This window comes from Candidatus Nanopelagicus hibericus, assembly GCF_002288005.1.
In the GTDB taxonomy this organism is placed as follows: domain Bacteria; phylum Actinomycetota; class Actinomycetes; order Nanopelagicales; family Nanopelagicaceae; genus Nanopelagicus; species Nanopelagicus hibericus.
On record NZ_CP016771.1, the window covers coordinates 679,859 to 698,546 of the forward strand.

General features: G+C 42.6%; 14 protein-coding genes and 1 tRNA gene. 2 read left to right on the forward strand and 13 right to left on the reverse strand.

Annotated elements, in window-relative coordinates; translation table 11 throughout:
* Positions 1-55: 55 nt before the first annotated feature.
* A complete protein-coding gene (rpsA, locus tag B1s21160_RS03560) occupies positions 56-1,390 on the reverse strand; it encodes a 30S ribosomal protein S1 (protein ID WP_041887558.1) in 1,335 nt (444 codons plus the stop codon).
* 106 nt (positions 1,391-1,496) lie between these two features.
* Here rpsA and B1s21160_RS03565 point away from each other — a divergent pair, with 106 nt between their 5' ends.
* Positions 1,497-2,723: an MFS transporter gene (locus B1s21160_RS03565; RefSeq protein WP_041887561.1), complete on the forward strand. Its 1,227-nt coding sequence runs from the start codon at positions 1,497-1,499 to the stop codon at positions 2,721-2,723.
* On the opposite strand, the gene polA is transcribed toward B1s21160_RS03565, so the two are convergent.
* Positions 2,724-5,297 (reverse strand): DNA polymerase I, encoded by a 2,574-nt coding sequence (gene polA / locus B1s21160_RS03570; protein WP_095672446.1) that lies wholly within the window; start codon positions 5,295-5,297, stop codon positions 2,724-2,726. It abuts the gene before it with no gap.
* 40 nt (positions 5,298-5,337) lie between these two features.
* Here polA and B1s21160_RS03575 point away from each other — a divergent pair, with 40 nt between their 5' ends.
* On the forward strand, positions 5,338-5,742 hold the full coding sequence (locus B1s21160_RS03575) for a PaaI family thioesterase (protein WP_041887568.1): 405 nt from the start codon (positions 5,338-5,340) through the stop codon (positions 5,740-5,742).
* 1 nt (position 5,743) lies between these two features.
* Here the strand turns inward: B1s21160_RS03575 and B1s21160_RS03580 are convergent, their stop codons facing one another.
* The 11 genes from B1s21160_RS03580 to trpB all read right to left on the reverse strand — a co-directional run bounded on the left by B1s21160_RS03580 (position 5,744) and on the right by trpB (position 18,684).
* Positions 5,744-6,334 carry an ANTAR domain-containing response regulator gene (locus tag B1s21160_RS03580; protein ID WP_095672447.1) on the reverse strand — a complete coding sequence of 197 codons (591 nt, stop codon included), beginning with the start codon at positions 6,332-6,334 and terminating at the stop codon, positions 5,744-5,746.
* Position 6,335: 1 nt separating this feature from the next.
* Positions 6,336-6,408 (reverse strand) — tRNA-Leu (locus B1s21160_RS03585).
* Between the two features lie 44 nt (positions 6,409-6,452).
* Complete coding sequence (gene pyk / locus B1s21160_RS03590; protein WP_095672448.1) at positions 6,453-7,895, reverse strand: pyruvate kinase; 1,443 nt, start codon at positions 7,893-7,895, stop codon at positions 6,453-6,455.
* A gap of 10 nt (positions 7,896-7,905) precedes the next feature.
* Positions 7,906-9,363, reverse strand: a complete 1,458-nt coding sequence (locus tag B1s21160_RS03595; protein WP_095672449.1) for a glutamate synthase subunit beta — start codon at positions 9,361-9,363, stop codon at positions 7,906-7,908.
* Positions 9,356-13,882, reverse strand: a complete 4,527-nt coding sequence (gltB, locus tag B1s21160_RS03600; RefSeq protein WP_095672450.1) for a glutamate synthase large subunit — start codon at positions 13,880-13,882, stop codon at positions 9,356-9,358. The genes B1s21160_RS03595 and gltB overlap by 8 nt, the downstream gene beginning before the upstream one ends.
* Before the next feature lie 87 nt (positions 13,883-13,969).
* Positions 13,970-14,674 carry a VIT1/CCC1 transporter family protein gene (locus B1s21160_RS03605; RefSeq protein WP_041887576.1) on the reverse strand — a complete coding sequence of 235 codons (705 nt, stop codon included), beginning with the start codon at positions 14,672-14,674 and terminating at the stop codon, positions 13,970-13,972.
* 9 nt (positions 14,675-14,683) lie between these two features.
* Positions 14,684-15,517, reverse strand: a complete 834-nt coding sequence (gene lgt, locus B1s21160_RS03610; protein WP_095672451.1) for a prolipoprotein diacylglyceryl transferase — start codon at positions 15,515-15,517, stop codon at positions 14,684-14,686.
* Between the two features lie 12 nt (positions 15,518-15,529).
* Positions 15,530-16,201, reverse strand: coding sequence for a DsbA family protein (locus B1s21160_RS03615; RefSeq protein WP_095672452.1), 672 nt, complete (start codon positions 16,199-16,201; stop codon positions 15,530-15,532).
* A gap of 14 nt (positions 16,202-16,215) precedes the next feature.
* The gene (locus B1s21160_RS03620) at positions 16,216-16,677 is read right to left on the reverse strand and encodes a MauE/DoxX family redox-associated membrane protein (protein WP_095672453.1); all 462 of its coding nucleotides are present in this window, start codon (positions 16,675-16,677) and stop codon (positions 16,216-16,218) included.
* Entirely contained in the window at positions 16,667-17,470 is an 804-nt protein-coding gene (gene trpA / locus B1s21160_RS03625; protein ID WP_095672454.1) for a tryptophan synthase subunit alpha, read from the reverse strand. Before trpA ends, B1s21160_RS03620 begins: the two co-directional genes overlap by 11 nt.
* Positions 17,470-18,684 carry a tryptophan synthase subunit beta gene (gene trpB, locus B1s21160_RS03630; RefSeq protein WP_095672906.1) on the reverse strand — a complete coding sequence of 405 codons (1,215 nt, stop codon included), beginning with the start codon at positions 18,682-18,684 and terminating at the stop codon, positions 17,470-17,472. Before trpB ends, trpA begins: the two co-directional genes overlap by 1 nt.
* Positions 18,685-18,688: the final 4 nt, after the last annotated feature.

An 18,688-nucleotide genomic window follows, 5' to 3' on the forward strand; every position in this document is an offset into this window, starting at 1 on the left:
CCTTACCCAATAAAAAAACGGCCCCAGTTTCCAGGGGCCGCTGTTAGGTTAATTACTACTCTGCTGCAGGGGCCGCAGCATCAGCCGCTTTTGCCTCTGCTTTTTGTTTCTTATGTGCCATGAATCGTGATTGCGCCTCAGCATATTGACGATCCCACTCTTCACGCTGGCTTTCAAATCCTGGCTTCCATTCCTGAGTTTGAGGGTCAAATCCCTCTGGATAAATAAAATTACCAGCGGCGTCATAACGCGCTGGCATTCCATACTGCGCTGGATCAAAAGCCTCTATTTCAACCTCTTGACCTTCATTGGCTTGTTTCAAGGAAAGTGAAATACGACGTCGCTCCAAATCAATATCTATAATTTTCACAAACAACTTGTCGCCAACTTGTACAACCTGTTCTGGGATTTCCACATGACGTCCGGCAAGCTCTGAAATGTGTACCAATCCTTCAATCCCCTCAAACACTTTGATGAAAGCACCAAACGGAACTAACTTAGTTACCTCACCTGGAACTACTTGATTAATTGTGTGAGTTCGAGCAAAAGCCTGCCAAGGATCCTCTTGGGTTGCTTTAAGAGATAGTGACACACGCTCTCGCTCAAAATCAATCTCCATAACTTCAACGGTTACTTCATTGCCAACCTCAACTACCTCAGATGGATGATCAATATGTTTCCAAGAAAGCTCTGAAACATGGACTAAGCCATCAACTCCACCAAGGTCAACAAATGCGCCAAAGTTAACGATAGAAGAAATAACGCCAGTCCTTACCTGACCCTTTTGTAATTGATTTAAAAATGTGGTTCGGGATGCAGATTGGGATTGCTCAAGAAATGCTCGGCGGGATAAGACAACATTGTTTCGATTCTTATCCAACTCAATGATCCGACATTCAACCTGTTGGCCTAAATAAGGAGTTAGGTCACGAACACGACGCATCTCAACTAAGGAAGCTGGCAGGAATCCTCTCAAGCCGATATCAACAATCAAGCCGCCTTTGACAACTTCGATTACAGTTCCAGTAACTACTTCATCTCGCTCTTTTTTGCCCTCAACATCGCCCCATGCTTGTTCGTATTGGGCGCGCTTCTTAGAAAGTATTAAGCGTCCTTCTTTATCCTCTTTTTGTAATACTAAAGCTTCAATACGATCGCCTACTTTTACCAATTCACTTGGATCTACATCATGGCGAATAGAAAGTTCTCTGGAAGGGATAACTCCTTCGGTTTTATATCCGATGTCTAATAAAACTTCTTCTCGGTCTATCTGAACAACAGTTCCGGTGACTAAATCTCCGTCATTAAAATTTTTGATTGTTCCTTCAATTGCGGCTAAAAAATCTTCAGCAGTTCCAACGTCATTTACGGCGATTTGAGAGGGGGTCATTAGATAGGTGTACTCCGAGGGGTAAAACAACTAGTAGGGACAGGGACGGGCAAGGTTACTTTCAATCACTCGTTAGGGTCAAACTGAAGAGGTCTACAATCAGGTAATGAGCAGATATTCGCAGGTTCTAAGTAATAAATCAGGGCAATATCTGTTAATCAGCTCATTTCCAGCCCGCTTAGCCTACGGAATGATCTCTCTTAGTATTTTCTTCAAAGTTCAGCAAGAAACCGGATCAATTGCAATTGCTGGTCTGGCCACTGGAGTTAATGGAATTACTGGCGCAACCACAGCTGGTCTCCGTGGTTCACTAATCGACAAATTTGGTATGAAAATTCCCTTACGCCTTTTTGCTCCAAGCTATGCCTTACTGATATTGCTTTTCTCCACAGGAACGTCCAAAAGTGAGTTAGTGGTGTTTGCGGCCATTTTAGGATTTTCTGCGCCCCCTATAAATTTGTCAGTTCGGCCATTATGGAAGGTAACTGTACCTAAGGATCAAATTAGAACTGCCTACGCAATTGATACCGCAGTTATGAACTCTGTAGGAGTATTCGGCCCTCTTGCTGCAACATCAATTTCTTTAACTTATGGTCCAGTTAAAGCTTTACAAATGTGTTCGGCATTAATCTTTATTGGCGGAGCAGCACTTTCGTTATCGCCACAACTTAGGAACTGGCAACCCGAAAAGAAGACTGCTAATGATCTAGCTGTTTGGCGCACTCCTGCTATGCAATTGTTGATGCTTGAAGGTGTCTTTATCGGTCTGGGTTGGGGAGCATTTGATATAGCAATTCCTGCCTTTACCACTCTTGAAAATATTCCACAGAGGACTGGGATAATTTTTGCGGTGATGGCGGCTGGGAATGTGATTGGCGGACTGGTTGCAGGCATGGTTTCAAAAAAGACATCATCTTTTACTGCATTTAAGCGGATCTACTTGTTCTGGTTTATTTTCTCACTGCCACTTGCCTTTACATACCCAGATTGGTCAATGATGATCGTCACCGCCGCGATGAGCTTGATGGCTGGCGGTTTACAAGTTTTTTACTTAGAAATAAGTGAGGCTGTTAGACCCAAAGGAACAGCTGTTGCTGCACTGGGCTGGTTGTGGACCGTTGAAGGAACCTTTGCTTCGCTGGGAGCGGCACTAGGTGGATTTGTCTCTGAACATTACTCACCGAGATATTGCTTAGCCCTGACTACCGTTTGTGTTGGTATTGGTTACTTAATTATGCGTGGCGGATCTGGATTGTTAAAAGCTGCCGATCGAATTCCATCTGAGGATGAAGATATTGATGCATTGGGAGCAAACCTAAATACCAATAAGTAATTAATGCGCCGCTAAGTCCCAGCTTTTGCCGAAACCAATGTTTACGTCAAGAGGCACGTTGAGTTTATAGGCGTTACTCATTTTATCTTTTACGATTCTTTCTAGTACCTCCTTCTCTCCAGGTGATACTTCAAGGATTAACTCATCATGTACCTGCAGCAACAATCTAGACTTGAGATTTTGAAGATTTATCTCATGATCTACATTAATCATGGCAATTTTAATTATGTCAGCAGCGGAGCCTTGAATCGGGGCATTTAGTGCAGCACGTTCTGCTATCTCTCGACGTTGTCGATTCTCATGATTTAAATCAGGTAGATATCTTCTCCGGCCGAGAATAGTTTCGGTATACCCCTTCTGCCTCGCAGTACTCACTACAGTTTTTAAATAATCTCTGATTCCGCCGAAGCGTTCGAAATATTTACTCATTAACTCACTAGCCGAAACAGGGTCTATATCCAGTTGTTGGGCTAAACCAAATGAGGATAAACCATAAGCCAGTCCATATGACATTGCTTTAATGGTTCTGCGCATCTCGGCATCAACTTGTGAATGCGTAACGCCAAAGACCTGTGATGCAACTGTTGAATGCAGATCCTCTCCAGATTCAAATGCGGCAATTAATCCTTTGTCATCTGAGAAATGAGCCATGATTCGCATTTCAATCTGGCTGTAATCTGCAGTAAGCAGGTCGGTGAATGGAGATTGAGCAATAAAGCACTCCCTTATCTGTCTACCTTCATCGGTTCTAATTGGAATGTTTTGTAGGTTTGGATCTGTTGACGAAAGCCTTCCGGTTGCTGCCACAGTTTGCTGAAAATTAGTGTGTATGCGACCATCATTTTTAGTCGCAGTAATTAAGCCATCAATAGTCGTCAGTAATTTACTTGTTTCGCGTATTCGTAGTAAATGTTTTAAAAGTGGGTGCTTAGTTTTTGAAGCAAGCCATTCAAGGCTTTCAGCATCTGTAGTAAAACCGGTCTTAATCTTCTTAGTCTTAGGGAGTTTTAGTTCATCAAATAGAACTACCTGTAATTGCTTTGGCGATCCCACATTAAATTCATGCCCCGCTTGCTTATAAGCCATTTGAGTTTCATCGAGTACGATTTTTGCAAAATAATCTGATAAGGATTTTAGTTTCTTTGTGTCAACCGCTATCCCGTTAACCTCCATTTGTGAGAGCAAAATTAAAGTCGGCTGCTCTATATCCTGATACAACCCAGTCATCGCCTTTGAATTGAGTTCATTTCCCAGCTCTTTTTGCAATGAAAATATCCAAGCAGCACTTCTTGGATCAAAAGCTGAAAATAAACTCTCTCCGCTTGGAGAGATGCCTAAAATGCGCTCGGATAAACTATCCAAATCCAAATTTCTACTACCTGGGTTTACTAGATATGCAATCAGCTCAATATCAGAACATAATCCCTTTAGATTAAGATTTTTGATCGCAGATTTACCAGCATGCAAGATTTTTGGAAGATTTACATCACTTATCCAATCGCCCAATCTACTATTAGAAACATAGAGCACTTCAGTGGCATTTAGCGCAACGGCATAACCTTGTAATTTGCCTTCAATTAGATCAAATGAGATGGCAATCGGTTCAGTGTGTTTGCTTAATTGCTTGCTAAGTTGTTCATGATCAATCTCTTTCACAGTGATCTTGATATCCGGGATTTCGGCCTGACCTACTTGTGGTAATGATTTAATCCGTTCTTTTAATGCACGAATTTCCAATTTTTCGAAGAATTCACTCATTAAATTCACATCAAAGCCCTGCCAATCGAGCTCATCTATGGAATCAACAATCTGCAAGTCATTTAATAGGTGAGTGAGTTCCCGATTGAGCTTTACTACTTCAATATTTTCTCTTAGTGATTGGCCAACCTTGCCCGAAATTTTGGCAGCATTTTCAATAAGCTTTTCAAGCGAGCCGTAGTCACTGATCCATTTAGTTGCAGTTTTCTCGCCGACACCGGGAACAGATGGCAAATTATCGCTGGGGTCCCCCCGCAACGCTGCGAAATCTGGATATTGCTGTGGAGTTAAACCATATTTTTCTTTAACTGCCTCCGGAGTCATCCGTGCCATTTCAGTAACACCCTTTTTAGGATATAAAACGGTAGTTTTTTCATTAACTAATTGAAAGGAGTCACGATCTCCAGTACAAATTAACACTTCATAGTTCGATTTTTCTGCAGTTTTTGCAAAGGTGGCAATTATGTCATCAGCCTCATATCCTTCAAGTTCATACTGTTTTATGCCAAAGCAATTGACCATCTCGTTAATATGAGAAATTTGGGATCGAAACTCATCGGGGGTACTCGCTCTGTTCGCTTTGTACTCAGGAAATTTCTCACTGCGAAACGTTTTCCTGGAAACATCAAAAGCCACAGCAATATGTGTGGGCTTTTCTTCCTTGATCAGATTTATCATCATTGAAGCAAAACCATAAATTGCATTAGTTGGCTGACCGCTTGAGGTTTTGAAATTTTCTACTGGCAAGGCATAAAAAGCACGATATGCCATGGAATGCCCATCTATCAGCAGTAAACGCTTCTTGATGTTGCTCATAATGTGATTCTAATTGGCATTACAGGTTAAACTTACGATCATGACCGATTATTTAGAAGAGATTCGTAAGCGTCCCCTTAGCGCACTAGATAAGAAAATGGGCATTGAAATTATCGAAGCATCCCCACAACGGATGGTTGGAACTATGCCAGTGGAAGGAAATACTCAGCCAAGTGGATTGTTGCATGGCGGTGCAAATGTAGTGCTGGCCGAAACCTTAGGGTCAGTTGGTACTCATTTGCATGCCGGTCCAAATCGCAGAGTTGTTGGAATTGATGTGAACGCAACCCACCACAAATCTGCCACAAGTGGCTTTGTAACTGCGGTTGCTACTGCGGTTACTTTAGGAAAAACTCTTTGTTGTTATGAGGTTGAAATCACCAACGACAAGGGTGAAAGAACTTGTAGTGCGCGTATCACTTGTTTGATATTAGCTGAACGCTGATCTACTGATCTGGAACTGATTCGGGTGAAATTATCGCCTGCGCAACTTGCTTCATAGAGATCCTTCGATCCATCGCAGTTTTTTGAATCCAACTAAAGCTCTCCGGCTCAGAAAGATTCATTGCCTGCATTAAAATTCCCTTTGCACGATCAATAATTTTCCTAGTCTCTAACCGCTCGTATAGATCTGCCACTTCTGCCTCTAAGGTTTTCATTTGCCGATGGCGACTAATCGCAATCTCGATTGCAGGCACTAAATCACCAATTGAAAATGGCTTAACAACATATGCCATTACGCCAGCATCACGTGCACGCTCTACCAACTCTCGCTGACTAAACGCTGTCAACATTAAAACAGGTGAAATAGAAATAATCTGCTCAGCAGCTGTAATGCCGTCAACCTCTGGCATTTTTACATCCAAAATTGATAAGTCAGGTTTATATTTTTTTGCCATCTCAATTGCAACAGCACCGTTTTCGGCTTGAGCAACCACTTCATACCCAGCATCAGATAGCATCTCAACTAAATCTAACCGAATAATGGTTTCATCTTCGGCTACCAATATTCTAATTTTCTGGCTGTTTGTACTCATGTGCCTCGAGTCGGATTCGAACCGACACTATACGGTTTTTGAGACCGTCCTCTCTACCGTTGGAGTACCGAGGCTGAAAGAGAGATGTAGTTTATATCCGATATCTTTTTATACTAAATTACTTGCGATAAGCAGCGGCAACGCCACCTACTGCATCACCAATTTTATGAACTCTCATAGCATTTATAGATCCAGGAATTCCTGGTGGTGAACCAGCAACAATCAGAACTAGATCTCCAATACTTACTCTCTTAGATTCAATTAAAATACTATCCACCTGCATAACCATTTCATCGGTGTGATTTACTACTTTGGTTAGCATGGATTCAATACCCCAGGAGAGAGCCAATCGATTGTAGGTTCCGACCTCTGGAGTTAATGCCAGCATAGGAATTGGCGAACGAAGCCGAGACATACGTCTTGCTGAGTCTCCACTTTGAGTAAATGCAACTAAAAATTTTGCGCCAACAGTTGCCCCGACCTCAGTTGCAGCTTTTGTAATTGCACCACCTTTAGTTGCAGGTGAATGTTTCAAAGGCGGGATTTGATCAAGTGCAACCTCTTCGGTGCGTTCGATAATTCTGGCCATTATTTTTACCGCTTCAATTGGAAAACTTCCAACACTTGTTTCACCTGAGAGCATCAAAGCATCAGCACCGTCTAGTACAGCATTTGCACAATCTGTTGCTTCCGCGCGAGTTGGCTGAGAATTAATAATCATCGAGTCAAGCATTTGAGTTGCAACAATTACTGGTTTGGCAGATTCTCGAGCCAATGTAATACAACGCTTTTGAACCATAGGAACATCTTCAATTGGCAATTCAACTCCAAGATCACCTCTTGCAACCATAATCCCGTCAAATGCATCTACAATTTCTTGTAGGTTAGCAACTGCCTGTGGCTTTTCTATCTTTGCAATAACCGGAATACGTGCGCCGAATTCATCCATAACTTTATGAACATCTTTCAAATCTGCCGCACTTCTCACAAATGAAAGTGCTATGAAATCAACTCCGGCCTTAATTGCCCACTTCAAATCTGTAATGTCTTTTTCTGAAAGAGCTGGCACTGAGACCGCTACCCCAGGAAGATTTAATCCTTTATTACTGCTCACTAATCCTGCATGAATGACTTTAGTTATAACCTCAGTTCCAGACACCTCAACGACCTCTACTGTAACTTTTCCATCATCGATCAGAATTAAATCACCTACTCGGCAATCACCGGGTAAACCTTTGTAAGTTGTACTCGCCCGCTCTTTTGACCCGTCAACATCTTGTGTTGTAATTGTAAATATCTCACCTTTGCCAATTTCATAGGGACCATTTGAGAATTTACCTAGGCGAACTTTTGGGCCCTGCAAATCTGCTATAACTGCAACTGCTTTGTTGGTCTTCTTTGCCACTTCTCGAACGGTGTTTAATCTCGACTGATGTTCACTTTGCTCTCCATGAGAGAGATTTAATCTTGCCATGTTCATGCCGGCTTCAACCAATTCCGTTATTTTGACAACAGACTCAACAGCCGGCCCTAAAGTGCAAACTATTTTGGCTCGACGCATAGATATGACTTTAAACCATCAATGGACGTGCGGTTGGCTCCAGCGGAAATGGCAGTTGCGTGTGTCCAGTTAAATATCGATCAACCGCTGCAGCAGCGCTTCTACCCTCAGCAATTGCCCAAACAATTAATGACTGCCCTCTGCCAGCATCTCCACAAACATAAACACCTTCGGAGGAGGTTGCATAATCATCATCACGTTTAATATTTCCTCGATCGTCAATTTCTACCTCTAATTGACTGAGTAATTCACTTTTTTCTGGCCCAGTAAATCCCAATGCCAAGAGTGCAAGTTGTGCTGGAATTTCTTTTTCACTTGCTGGTATTGGTTCAAATTTGCCATTTAAAAATCTAGTTTCAATAAGTTTCAAGGCTCGCAAATTGCCATCCTTATCTTTAAGGAATTCCTGAGTTGAAACTGCATACATACGATCACCAGCCTCTTCATGAGCACTACTGACTCGATAAACCATTGGATATGTTGGCCAAGGCTGACTACTTGGCCGTTCATTTTCAGGCCTTGGCATAATTTCAAGTTGCGTCACCGATTTCGCACCTTGTCTAATGGCAGTGCCCAAACAATCAGCACCCGTATCTCCGCCACCAAGGATAACTACATCTTTACCAGCTGCATTAATTACAGGATCTGACTCCAGTTCATTCAACGCTTGTTTATTGCCCCATGGTAAATACTCCATGGCTTGATACACCCCTTTAGCATCACGGCCAGATATCGGTAAGTCCCGCCAATTTGTGGCACCAATTGCAACCACAACTGCATCGTATTTGCTGCGCAAAGCTGAGCCAGTGATTTCTTTGCCAACATTTATACCAGTTCTAAATCTTGTACCCTCTTGCTGCATTTGGTAAAGCCTGCGATCAATGATTGATTTTTCCATTTTAAATTCAGGAATTCCATAACGAAGTAATCCACCAATTTTATCTGCTCGCTCGTATACAACAACTGTATGTCCAGCACGAGTCAGCTGTTGCGCCGCAGCGAGTCCAGCTGGTCCAGATCCAACAACAGCAACTGTTCGGCCAGATAACCTGTCTGGAATTAATGGCACAACGCGTTTTTCTAAGAATGCCTCTTCGATAGTACGTAGCTCTACCTGCTTTATCGTTACCGCTTCGGCATTAATCGCAACCACGCAAGCAGTTTCGCAAGGTGCGGGGCACAACCTGCCAGTGAATTCGGGAAAATTATTAGTTGCATGCAACCTCTCTATTGCCTCAACTTTTTCACCACGCCAAATTAAGTCATTCCACTCTGGAATTAAATTACCTAGTGGGCAACCTTGATGACAGAATGGAATTCCACAATCCATACATCGGCCAGCTTGTTTTTGCAGCGCTGAAAAATCCTGCTCCTGATAAACCTCTTTCCAATCCTTAATTCGAACATCAACTGGTCTACGCTTTGGAAGTTCACGTGGTGTGTTTATAAAACCTTTTGGATCAGCCATTTATCACCGCCATTACTGCATCTTCTTCTGGCAAACCTTCACGTTGAGCCTTAGCCATCAAATCCAAAACTCTTGCGTAATCCCTTGGCATTACCTGGGTTATTCGATTCTTGCTTTTATCCCAGTCATTTAATAATTCACCGGCAACCTTAGAGCCTGTCTCGGTAAAAAACTTTGAGACTTCACTTTTTACAAATTGTTCTTGATTAATTGGCAGCGCAAGCAAATCGACCATCTCAGTATTAACTAAGGCAGGATCAATATCTAGGATAAAAGCCATACCTCCCGACATTCCCGCTGCAAAATTTCTACCAGTACTTCCTAGAACTATGACAACACCGCCCGTCATATATTCGCAGCCGTGATCACCAACCCCCTCGACAACGGCAGTCGCTCCAGAGTTGCGCACACAGAATCTCTCTCCGACAACGCCCGAAATCATAATTTCACCTGATGTTGCACCATAACCAATAACATTGCCAGCAATTACATTGTTATTAGAGTTGAACTTAGCTTTTTCATCGGGGCGGATAATCACTCGCCCCCCAGATAAACCCTTCGCCACATAATCATTGCTGTCACCGTAGAGTCTTAGGGTTAACCCGGATGGGATGAAAGCACCAAATGATTGACCGGCTGAACCATGAAAAGTAATGTCTATTGTGTCTGTTGGCAGACCTTGGCCGCCGTATTTACGGGTAATCTCACTTCCAAGCATCGTACCCACAGTTCGATTCACATTTCTAACTGGCATTTGCAACATTACAGATTTGCCCTCTACCAAAGCGTCTTTAGAAAGTCTTATTAATTCGTTATCCAGTGCTGTTGCTAATCCATGATCTTGCTTAATCACATTCTTTCTTGGTGAATTATGTGAGGGTGCAACCAGTATCGGTGAAAGATCCAGGCCTTTTGCCTTCCAATGCTCAAATGCCTCTCGAGTATCCAGTAATTCAACCTGGCCAATAGCTTCCTCTAGTTTTTTAAATCCAAGATCAGCTAATAATTGTCGCACCTCTTCCGCTATGTACTCAAAAAAGGTTTCTACAAATTCAGGCTTACCGGTAAATTTCTTTCGCAACTCTGGATTTTGAGTGGCCACTCCGACTGGACAGGTATCCAAGTGACAAACCCTCATCATTACACAGCCTGAAACAACCAGTGGTGCAGTAGCAAATCCAAACTCTTCTGCCCCCAATAGCGCCGCAATTACTACATCTCGTCCAGTCTTCATTTGACCATCTACTTGCACGACAATTCGATCGCGCAACCCATTTAACATTAAAGTTTGTTGCGTCTCTGCCAAACCTAACTCCCACGGCGCTCCAGCATGTTTTAGTGATGTCAGGGGTGAAGCACCTGTGCCACCATCATGACCAGATATTAAAACTACATCTGCATGTGCCTTACTTACACCAGCCGCTACAGTGCCAACACCGACCTCCGCTACTAGCTTCACATGAATTCTCGCTTGATTGTTTGCATTTTTTAAGTCGTGGATAAGTTGAGCAAGATCTTCAATTGAATAAATATCATGATGAGGTGGGGGTGAAATTAAACCGACACCTGGCGTTGAGTATCTAACCTTTGCTATCCAGGGATAAACCTTATTTCCAGGAAGTTGACCTCCTTCACCTGGTTTTGCACCCTGTGCCATCTTTATTTGGATGTCATCAGCATTAACTAAATATTCACTGGTTACACCAAATCTGCCACTGGCAACTTGCTTAATTGCCGAACGCCTTAAATCACCATTGTTGTCAGCGATATTTCTAGCTGGATCTTCACCACCTTCACCGGTATTGGATTTTCCACCTATTCGATTCATAGCAATTGCCAAAGTTTCATGAGCTTCTTGTGAAATTGATCCGTAGGACATCGCACCAGTAGCAAACCGCTTTAAAATCTCTGATGCCTGCTCAACCTCTTCAATCGGTATGGGCTTTCGCATCTCAGTCTTAAAACTAAACAATCCCCTCAAGGTCATTAGCCTGCGAGATTGATCATCTACCCTTGCTGTATATCGTTTGAAAACATCAAATCTTTTTGTCCGAGTAGCGTGCTGCAGAGTAAAAACAGTTTCTGGATCAAATAAATGTGGTTCACCCTCCCGACGCCATTGATACTCACCACCAATCTGTAACTTCTTCGAACCAGGAATCTCACCACCGGGCGGATAAGCAATGTGATGTCTTTTAATAGTTTCGCTAGCTAGTATTTCAATGCCAACTCCACCTAATCTGGATGTAAGACCCACAAAATACTCATCGACAACTTCTTTTGATAGCCCGATGGCTTCAAATATTTGCGCACCTGTATAAGAGGCAATAGTGGAAACACCCATCTTGGACATCACCTTCAACACGCCTTTACCTAAAGATTTTATTAAATTTCGTACTGCCTTTTCTGGAGTTAAACCAGTGATCACTCCCTGTCTTACTAAATCCTCAGCAGTTTCCATCGCAAGATATGGGTTTACTGCAGCAGTACCAAACCCAATCAATAGGGCAACATGATGTACCTCTCGAACCTCGCCACTTTCAACTACTAAACCAACTTTTGTACGAGTTTTTTCTCGAATCAAATGATGGTGAACCGCTGAGGTTAAAAGCAAGGAAGGAATTGGAGCATTTTCAGCATCGCCATCTCGATCAGATAAAACTATAATTCTTGCGCCTTCTTCAATTGCTTTCGATACTTCGGTTCTGATCTCTTTAATTCTTGCTGCTAACCCTTGCCCACCGCCTGCAATAGGAAATAGACCTTTGACTACATGGCAAACAAATCCAGGTTGATCACCGTCAGCATTCACATTAATAATTTTTGCAAGTTCATCATTATCAATTACTGGAAATTGCAGTGATATCTGTCTGCATGAATTAGCTCCTGGATCCAGCAGGTTATGTTCTGGACCAATTGATCCACCCAGGGATGTAACCAGCTCTTCTCGAATTGCATCTAATGGCGGATTAGTTACCTGTGCAAATAGCTGAGCAAAATAATCAAATAACAGTCTTGGTTTTTCAGATAGTGCTGCAATAGGTGTATCGGTCCCCATAGAGCCCAATGGCTCAGCGCCATTGCGTGCCATTGGCGTAATGATTAACCGGATCTCCTCTTCGGTATAGCCAAAAGCTCTTTGCCTTCTGACTACAGATGAGTGCGGATACACAATATGCTCTCGCGCTGGTAGATCACTTAATCTGACTAAACCAGAACTTAACCACTCACCATATGGCTGCGCCGAAGCTAAGGTTTGCTTGATTTCATCATCTTCAATTATTCGTCCCTGATCAATATCAACTAAAAACATTTTTCCTGGTTGTAATCTGCCTTTTCTGACTACTGACTCAGGCTTGAAATCTAAAACACCAACCTCGCTGGCAAGAACAACTAATCCATCATCAGTCACCCAAAATCTTGATGGCCGCAATCCATTTCTATCTAATACAGCACCAATTTGATGGCCATCTGTAAAGGTCACGCACGCTGGTCCATCCCAAGGTTCCATTAATGCTGAATGAAATGCGTAAAAATCCTTTCGAATTTGCGGCATGGTTGCATGATTTTCCCAAGCCTCCGGAATCATCATCAATACTGAATGCGGCAGTGATCTGCCACCTAAATACAAAAGCTCTAGCACTTCATCAAAAGATGCAGAGTCACTTCCAGAATCATTAACGATTGGAAAAAGTCGCTTCAGATCGCCAGGTATTAAATCACTCTCTAATAAGGTTTCTCGAGCACGCATCCAATTTCGATTTCCTTTTACGGTATTAATCTCACCATTGTGGGCAATATATCGATATGGATGTGCAAGGGGCCAAGACGGAAAGGTATTGGTAGAAAATCTTGAGTGCACTAATGCAAATGGTGATTCCACGATTGGATTGGACAGGTCTGGAAAAAACTCTTCTAATTGACCGGTCGTCAACATTCCCTTATAAACAATTGTCCGACTAGAAAGTGATGAGATGTAGATTGGTAGTGAATGTTCTACTCGCTTGCGTAGACAGAAGGCTAATCTCTCAAGGGATAAATCCTTTTCTCCCTTAGCGCCTGCAATAAATAATTGTTTGAATTCAGGCATCACAGATAGCGCCGTTTTTCCAATAGATTTAGAGTCAATCGGTAAATCTCGCCAACCAAGAATTTTTATACCCTCTTCACTTGCAATTTTTGAAATCTTGGCTTGATAATCAAGCGTATTTGGTTGCACAAAGAAAATTCCAGTCGCATATGAACCAAAGTCTGGAAGCTTGAAATCAACAACTGAGCGATAAAATTTGTCTGGAACTTGAATTAGAATTCCAGCGCCATCGCCGCTATCTGGCTCTGCACCAGATGCTCCGCGATGCTCTAAATTCCGTAGAGCAGTTAAGGCTTTGCTAACAATCTCATGATTAGGTAATTTCTTTAAAGTAGCGACCATTGCCACGCCACATGCGTCATGTTCATAGGCAGGGTCATAAAGCCCAATAGCTTTTGGGGTACTGGAAAAACTATTAATTGTTTCCAAGTTTTAGGCCGCTCCCACTAGAGAGTCGGGACGACAATGGCCCAACTTAAATTTTACTTGTTTAAGAGACTAATAGTAGCAGGGTAGTTAAACCCCAGTAAGTCCAACCAACCAGCCAATTCCAGCAGTAATTGTTACTCCAATCACCCCACCAGAAAACACTCTAAAAATTGTGGAAGGTAAAGCCGAGCCAGCAATCTTTGCACTGATATAACCAGCTGCAATTAAACCAGCCGCAGTGAAAGTAAGGATTAAGGGAACTTGATTTGCAGTCGCAATTAACGCACCAATTAAAGGAACTACTCCACCTGCTGTAAAAGATATAGCGGAAGCAGCAGCTGCCTGTACCGGCCGCGCCCTTGTGTGATCGTAATGACCAAGTTCATCTCGTAAATGAGCATCCAATGCATTTTTAGCATGCATGGCGGTTACAACCTGTTTTGCAAGATTTTCGGTTAAACCTCGCTTAACGTAAATATCAACTAGTTCGGCAAATTCACTCTCTGGATCCTCTGCTAATTGTCTAGTCTCTATTTCTCGATCTGCATTTTCAACATCTAGTTGCGATTTGACTGATACATACTCACCAACCGCCATCGACATTGCACCAGCCGCAATTCCTGCCAATCCGGCTGTAATAATAAAATCACTCTTATTTGCTGCGGCAATCGCAATCATTAAACTTGCGGTAGAAACCAAACCGTCATTGGATCCTAAAACTGCAGCACGCAGCCACCCCGCTCTATTTGCGCGATGCTCTAAATTGCGAATCTGAACCTCTTCTAATCCCACGACGAAATACTAACTTGCCTCTGGAGAATCAACCCTGTTGACACCTCTTTTGCTGCGATATAGATATATAACGGCAGAGGCAAAAACAATAATAGATACCCAAATATTTAAGCGTAGTCCCAAAATGTAATTGGCCTCATCAATCCTTAACGCCTCAATCCAGAATCTGCCTGCGGTGTAGCCAGCAATGTAGAGTGCGAATATATCTCCAGGATTACGAGATATTGAGTTTAAAAACCCCGGTAGCTTTATCAATAAGAACGCTATTAGTAGACACCACAGTAATTCATAGAGAAATGTTGGATGGAAAGTTGCAAATTCTTCATATCCAACTGGTCGATTTTTAGCTTCGATTTCAAGCGCCCAGGGAAGCGTTGTTGGTTTACCAAATACCTCTTGATTAAAATAATTACCAATCCTGCCAATTGCTTGGGCAATTATTACACCAGGAGCTAAGGAATCAAGTAGTTTTGCAAAACTCAACGTAGTTGTATGAGTTTTGAAATATACATACGCACCAATTGCGCCAAGAGAAATGGCTCCCCAAATTCCTAAGCCACCCTGCCAAATCCGCAAGGCATCAACTGGATTGCCATTCTCCCCGAAATACTGTTGTGGAGATGAAATTACATGGTAAATCCGTCCACCTATGATTCCAAAGGGCACCGCCCAAATTGCAACCTCAGAAACTTCATCTGGATTACCACCTAAGTTTGCATATCGCCATCTGCCAAGCCAAATTGCAACTGCGATTCCAGTAATAATGCACAGGGCATAAAAATGAATGGTTAGTGGACCAATTGAAAGCGTAGATGTGGTTGGACTAGGGATTAATTCAACCATTATCTAGATTTATTACTTAACGCCACCAGCAGCAAGTGCTGCTCTAAATTTTCCGAGATCGCCATACTCGGTATTTCTATCTAGAGCCTTACCATTAACTTTAATAGTTGGGGTTCCGTTTACATCTGCCTTTGCAGATGCAGCAGCAACATTACTTGTCCATTTAACATACTTGCCATCATTCACACATTGTTTGAAACTCTCTGATTCAATTCCAATTGATTTTCCAAGAGCGACTAGATATTCACTCTGCCATTTTCCTGAATTCTCACTCTGAGGTTGGTTTTGGAATAAGGCTAGATTCATATCCACAAACTCACCCTCATCTGCTGCGCAGGCAGCTGCATTTGCAGCCAAAATTGATTCTGGACCGATAAAAGTCATTGGATGGAAAACAACTTTTGCTTTCTTTTGAGCAATGACTTCATTTAAATATCCGCCATTAATAATTTCAAATACTCGACAAGCTGGGCACTGGTAATCAATATAGACATCAATCGTGGGTGTGCTTGTTGCATTCAGAACTATCCCATATCCATCAGACTCTGAGACTGCGGCTGGAATTGCTGCGGTAGAGTCGGAGCGACTACTGATAAGTGAAAAAACCACACCAACTGCAACGATAAATACCACCATTGCAATTACTAAATTTCTAGTTCCCTTGTCACCACCGCTTGTAGCCATTTATTCCGCTCCCCTTATTGTTTATCTAGTGCAAATCTACCCTTTGGGAAGTAATACAGGAAAATTCCCAAAGCAAATAAGCCTATGTCTCGTATAATCTCTGATAAATACTTTGTGTCCTCAGGGTCAATAGGACCCCCGCCGCCAAAACAACCACAGTCAATACTCAATCCGCGAGCCCAAGCTTGAGCAATCGCGATAATAAAAGCCAACATAATTATGGCGCCAAACAAGCCGGAAATAGATACTGCTACTCCAAAAATAAGCAGTAAACCAAGACCTATTTCTACCCAAGGCAGCACATATCCAAGAAAGTTTGCAATTGCTGTTGGTAATAATTCGTAAGCCCTAACTGCCATTGCAGATTTTTGTAAGTTACCCACTTTCAAAGCACCAGCTGCGATCAACACCCCACCTAAAACTAAGCGTGCTAATAAAGTTATCCATGGTTGATATAGACCAAACTTAGCGCGCACTATTCACCCCTTCTGATAACGAGACTGCTAGTTGCTTGACTTTTTTAAGTCCTAACCTGCCTGACCCATTCTCTTGGATAATCTTAATGAACGCCGATCCAACAATTACGCCATCAGCATATGTGGCAACCTCTCGGGCTTGTTCTTTGGTTGAGACCCCAAGCCCCACAGCAACCGGAAGATTACAAACCTGACGAATACGATCAACCAATGATTTTGCATTTGTTGAGACAACATCTCGAGTGCCCGTAACTCCCATAAGACTTGCTGCGTAGACAAATCCGGAGCACTCTTTTGTAACCTTTGCCAACCGTTCATCTGTAGTGCTCGGAGCTACCACATAGATTTGGTTTATTGCACTTCGGCTGGTTTCCTCCTTCCAACTTTGAGATTCCTCAATTGTTAGATCTGGAGTAATCACACCTGAGCCACCAAGATTAGAAATTTTGCTGGCAAACTCAGCGACACCATATTTTTCAATAGGACTCCAGTAACTCATTATTACTGATGGAACTCCGTAATCAACACTTGATTTCATTAGCTCAAATACCTGATCAACACCCACTCCATTTTTAATTGCCTCCTCCGATGCTGCTTGAATTACTGGCCCATCCATCACCGGGTCGGAGTAAGGAAAACCAATTTCGATTGCATCGACTCCACCATCAATCATGGCTTTTATTATTTTCTTTGATGCTTTTTGGGTTGGAAAGCCAGCCGGAAGATATCCAATTAATACAGCTTTATTTGCACTCCTTGATGTCTCAAAAAGTTGATCAAGGGCAGTGCGCATTAAAGCGGTAATCCAAAATACTCTGCCGCCGTCTGCACATCCTTATCACCGCGTCCAGATAAGTTGATTAGCAAGGTTGATTTCTCACCTAACTCATTGCCAATCTCTAGAGCACCTGCCAACGCATGAGCAGTTTCAATAGCTGGAATAATTCCCTCAGATTTACAAAGTAGTGAAAAGGCATACATCGCCTGGTCATCAGTGATTGGGCGATATTCAGCACGACCAATATCATTCAAATAAGCATGCTCCGGGCCAACTCCTGGATAATCTAAACCAGCTGAGATCGAATGTGACTCAATAGTTTGACCATCAGAATCTTGCAAGACATATGAACGAGTTCCATGTAATACCCCAGGTTTGCCACCTGAAATCGTAGCTGCATGTAAACCAGTTTCAATCCCTTTTCCACCCGCCTCTAATCCAATAAGACGTACTGAAGTATCATCAATAAATGGATGAAAAATTCCTATTGCATTTGATCCACCACCAACACATGCCAGCACTGCATCAGGCAGCTTGCCTGTTAGTTTTAGCACCTGCTCCCGTGCTTCAACTCCAATAATTCGTTGAAAATCCCGAACAATTGTGGGAAAGGGATGCGGACCAGCGACTGTACCTAATAGATAATGAGTTGTTGCGACATTTGTGACCCAATCACGCATTGCTTCATTAATAGCATCTTTTAAAGTTTTCGAACCTTGCGTTACTGGTACAACTGTGGCACCCAGCAATTTCATTCTCGCTACATTTAATGCTTGTCGTTTAGTATCCGCTTCACCCATATAGACAACGCACTCCAAGCCAAATAATGCTGCAGCTGTTGCCGATGCAACTCCATGTTGGCCTGCACCAGTCTCAGCAATTATTCGTTTCTTGCCCATCCGCTTTGTCAGTAGAGCCTGTCCCATAACATTATTGATTTTGTGACTACCGGTATGATTTAAATCTTCTCGTTTTAATAAAATCCTTGCCCCACCTGCGTGTTCAGAAAATCTCTTTGCGTCAGTCAAAATGCTTGGTCTGCCAGAGTAGGTTTTATGTAATTCCATTAACTCATTTTGAAAAACCGGATCCGCCTGTGCGGAAATATGAGCCGCAGATAATTCATCAAGCGCAGCAATCAATGCCTCCGGTACAAATCTTCCGCCATATGGCCCAAAATGTCCCAGCACCGAAGAATCAATACTTTGTGTGCTCTTATCCTGTGCCATGGTC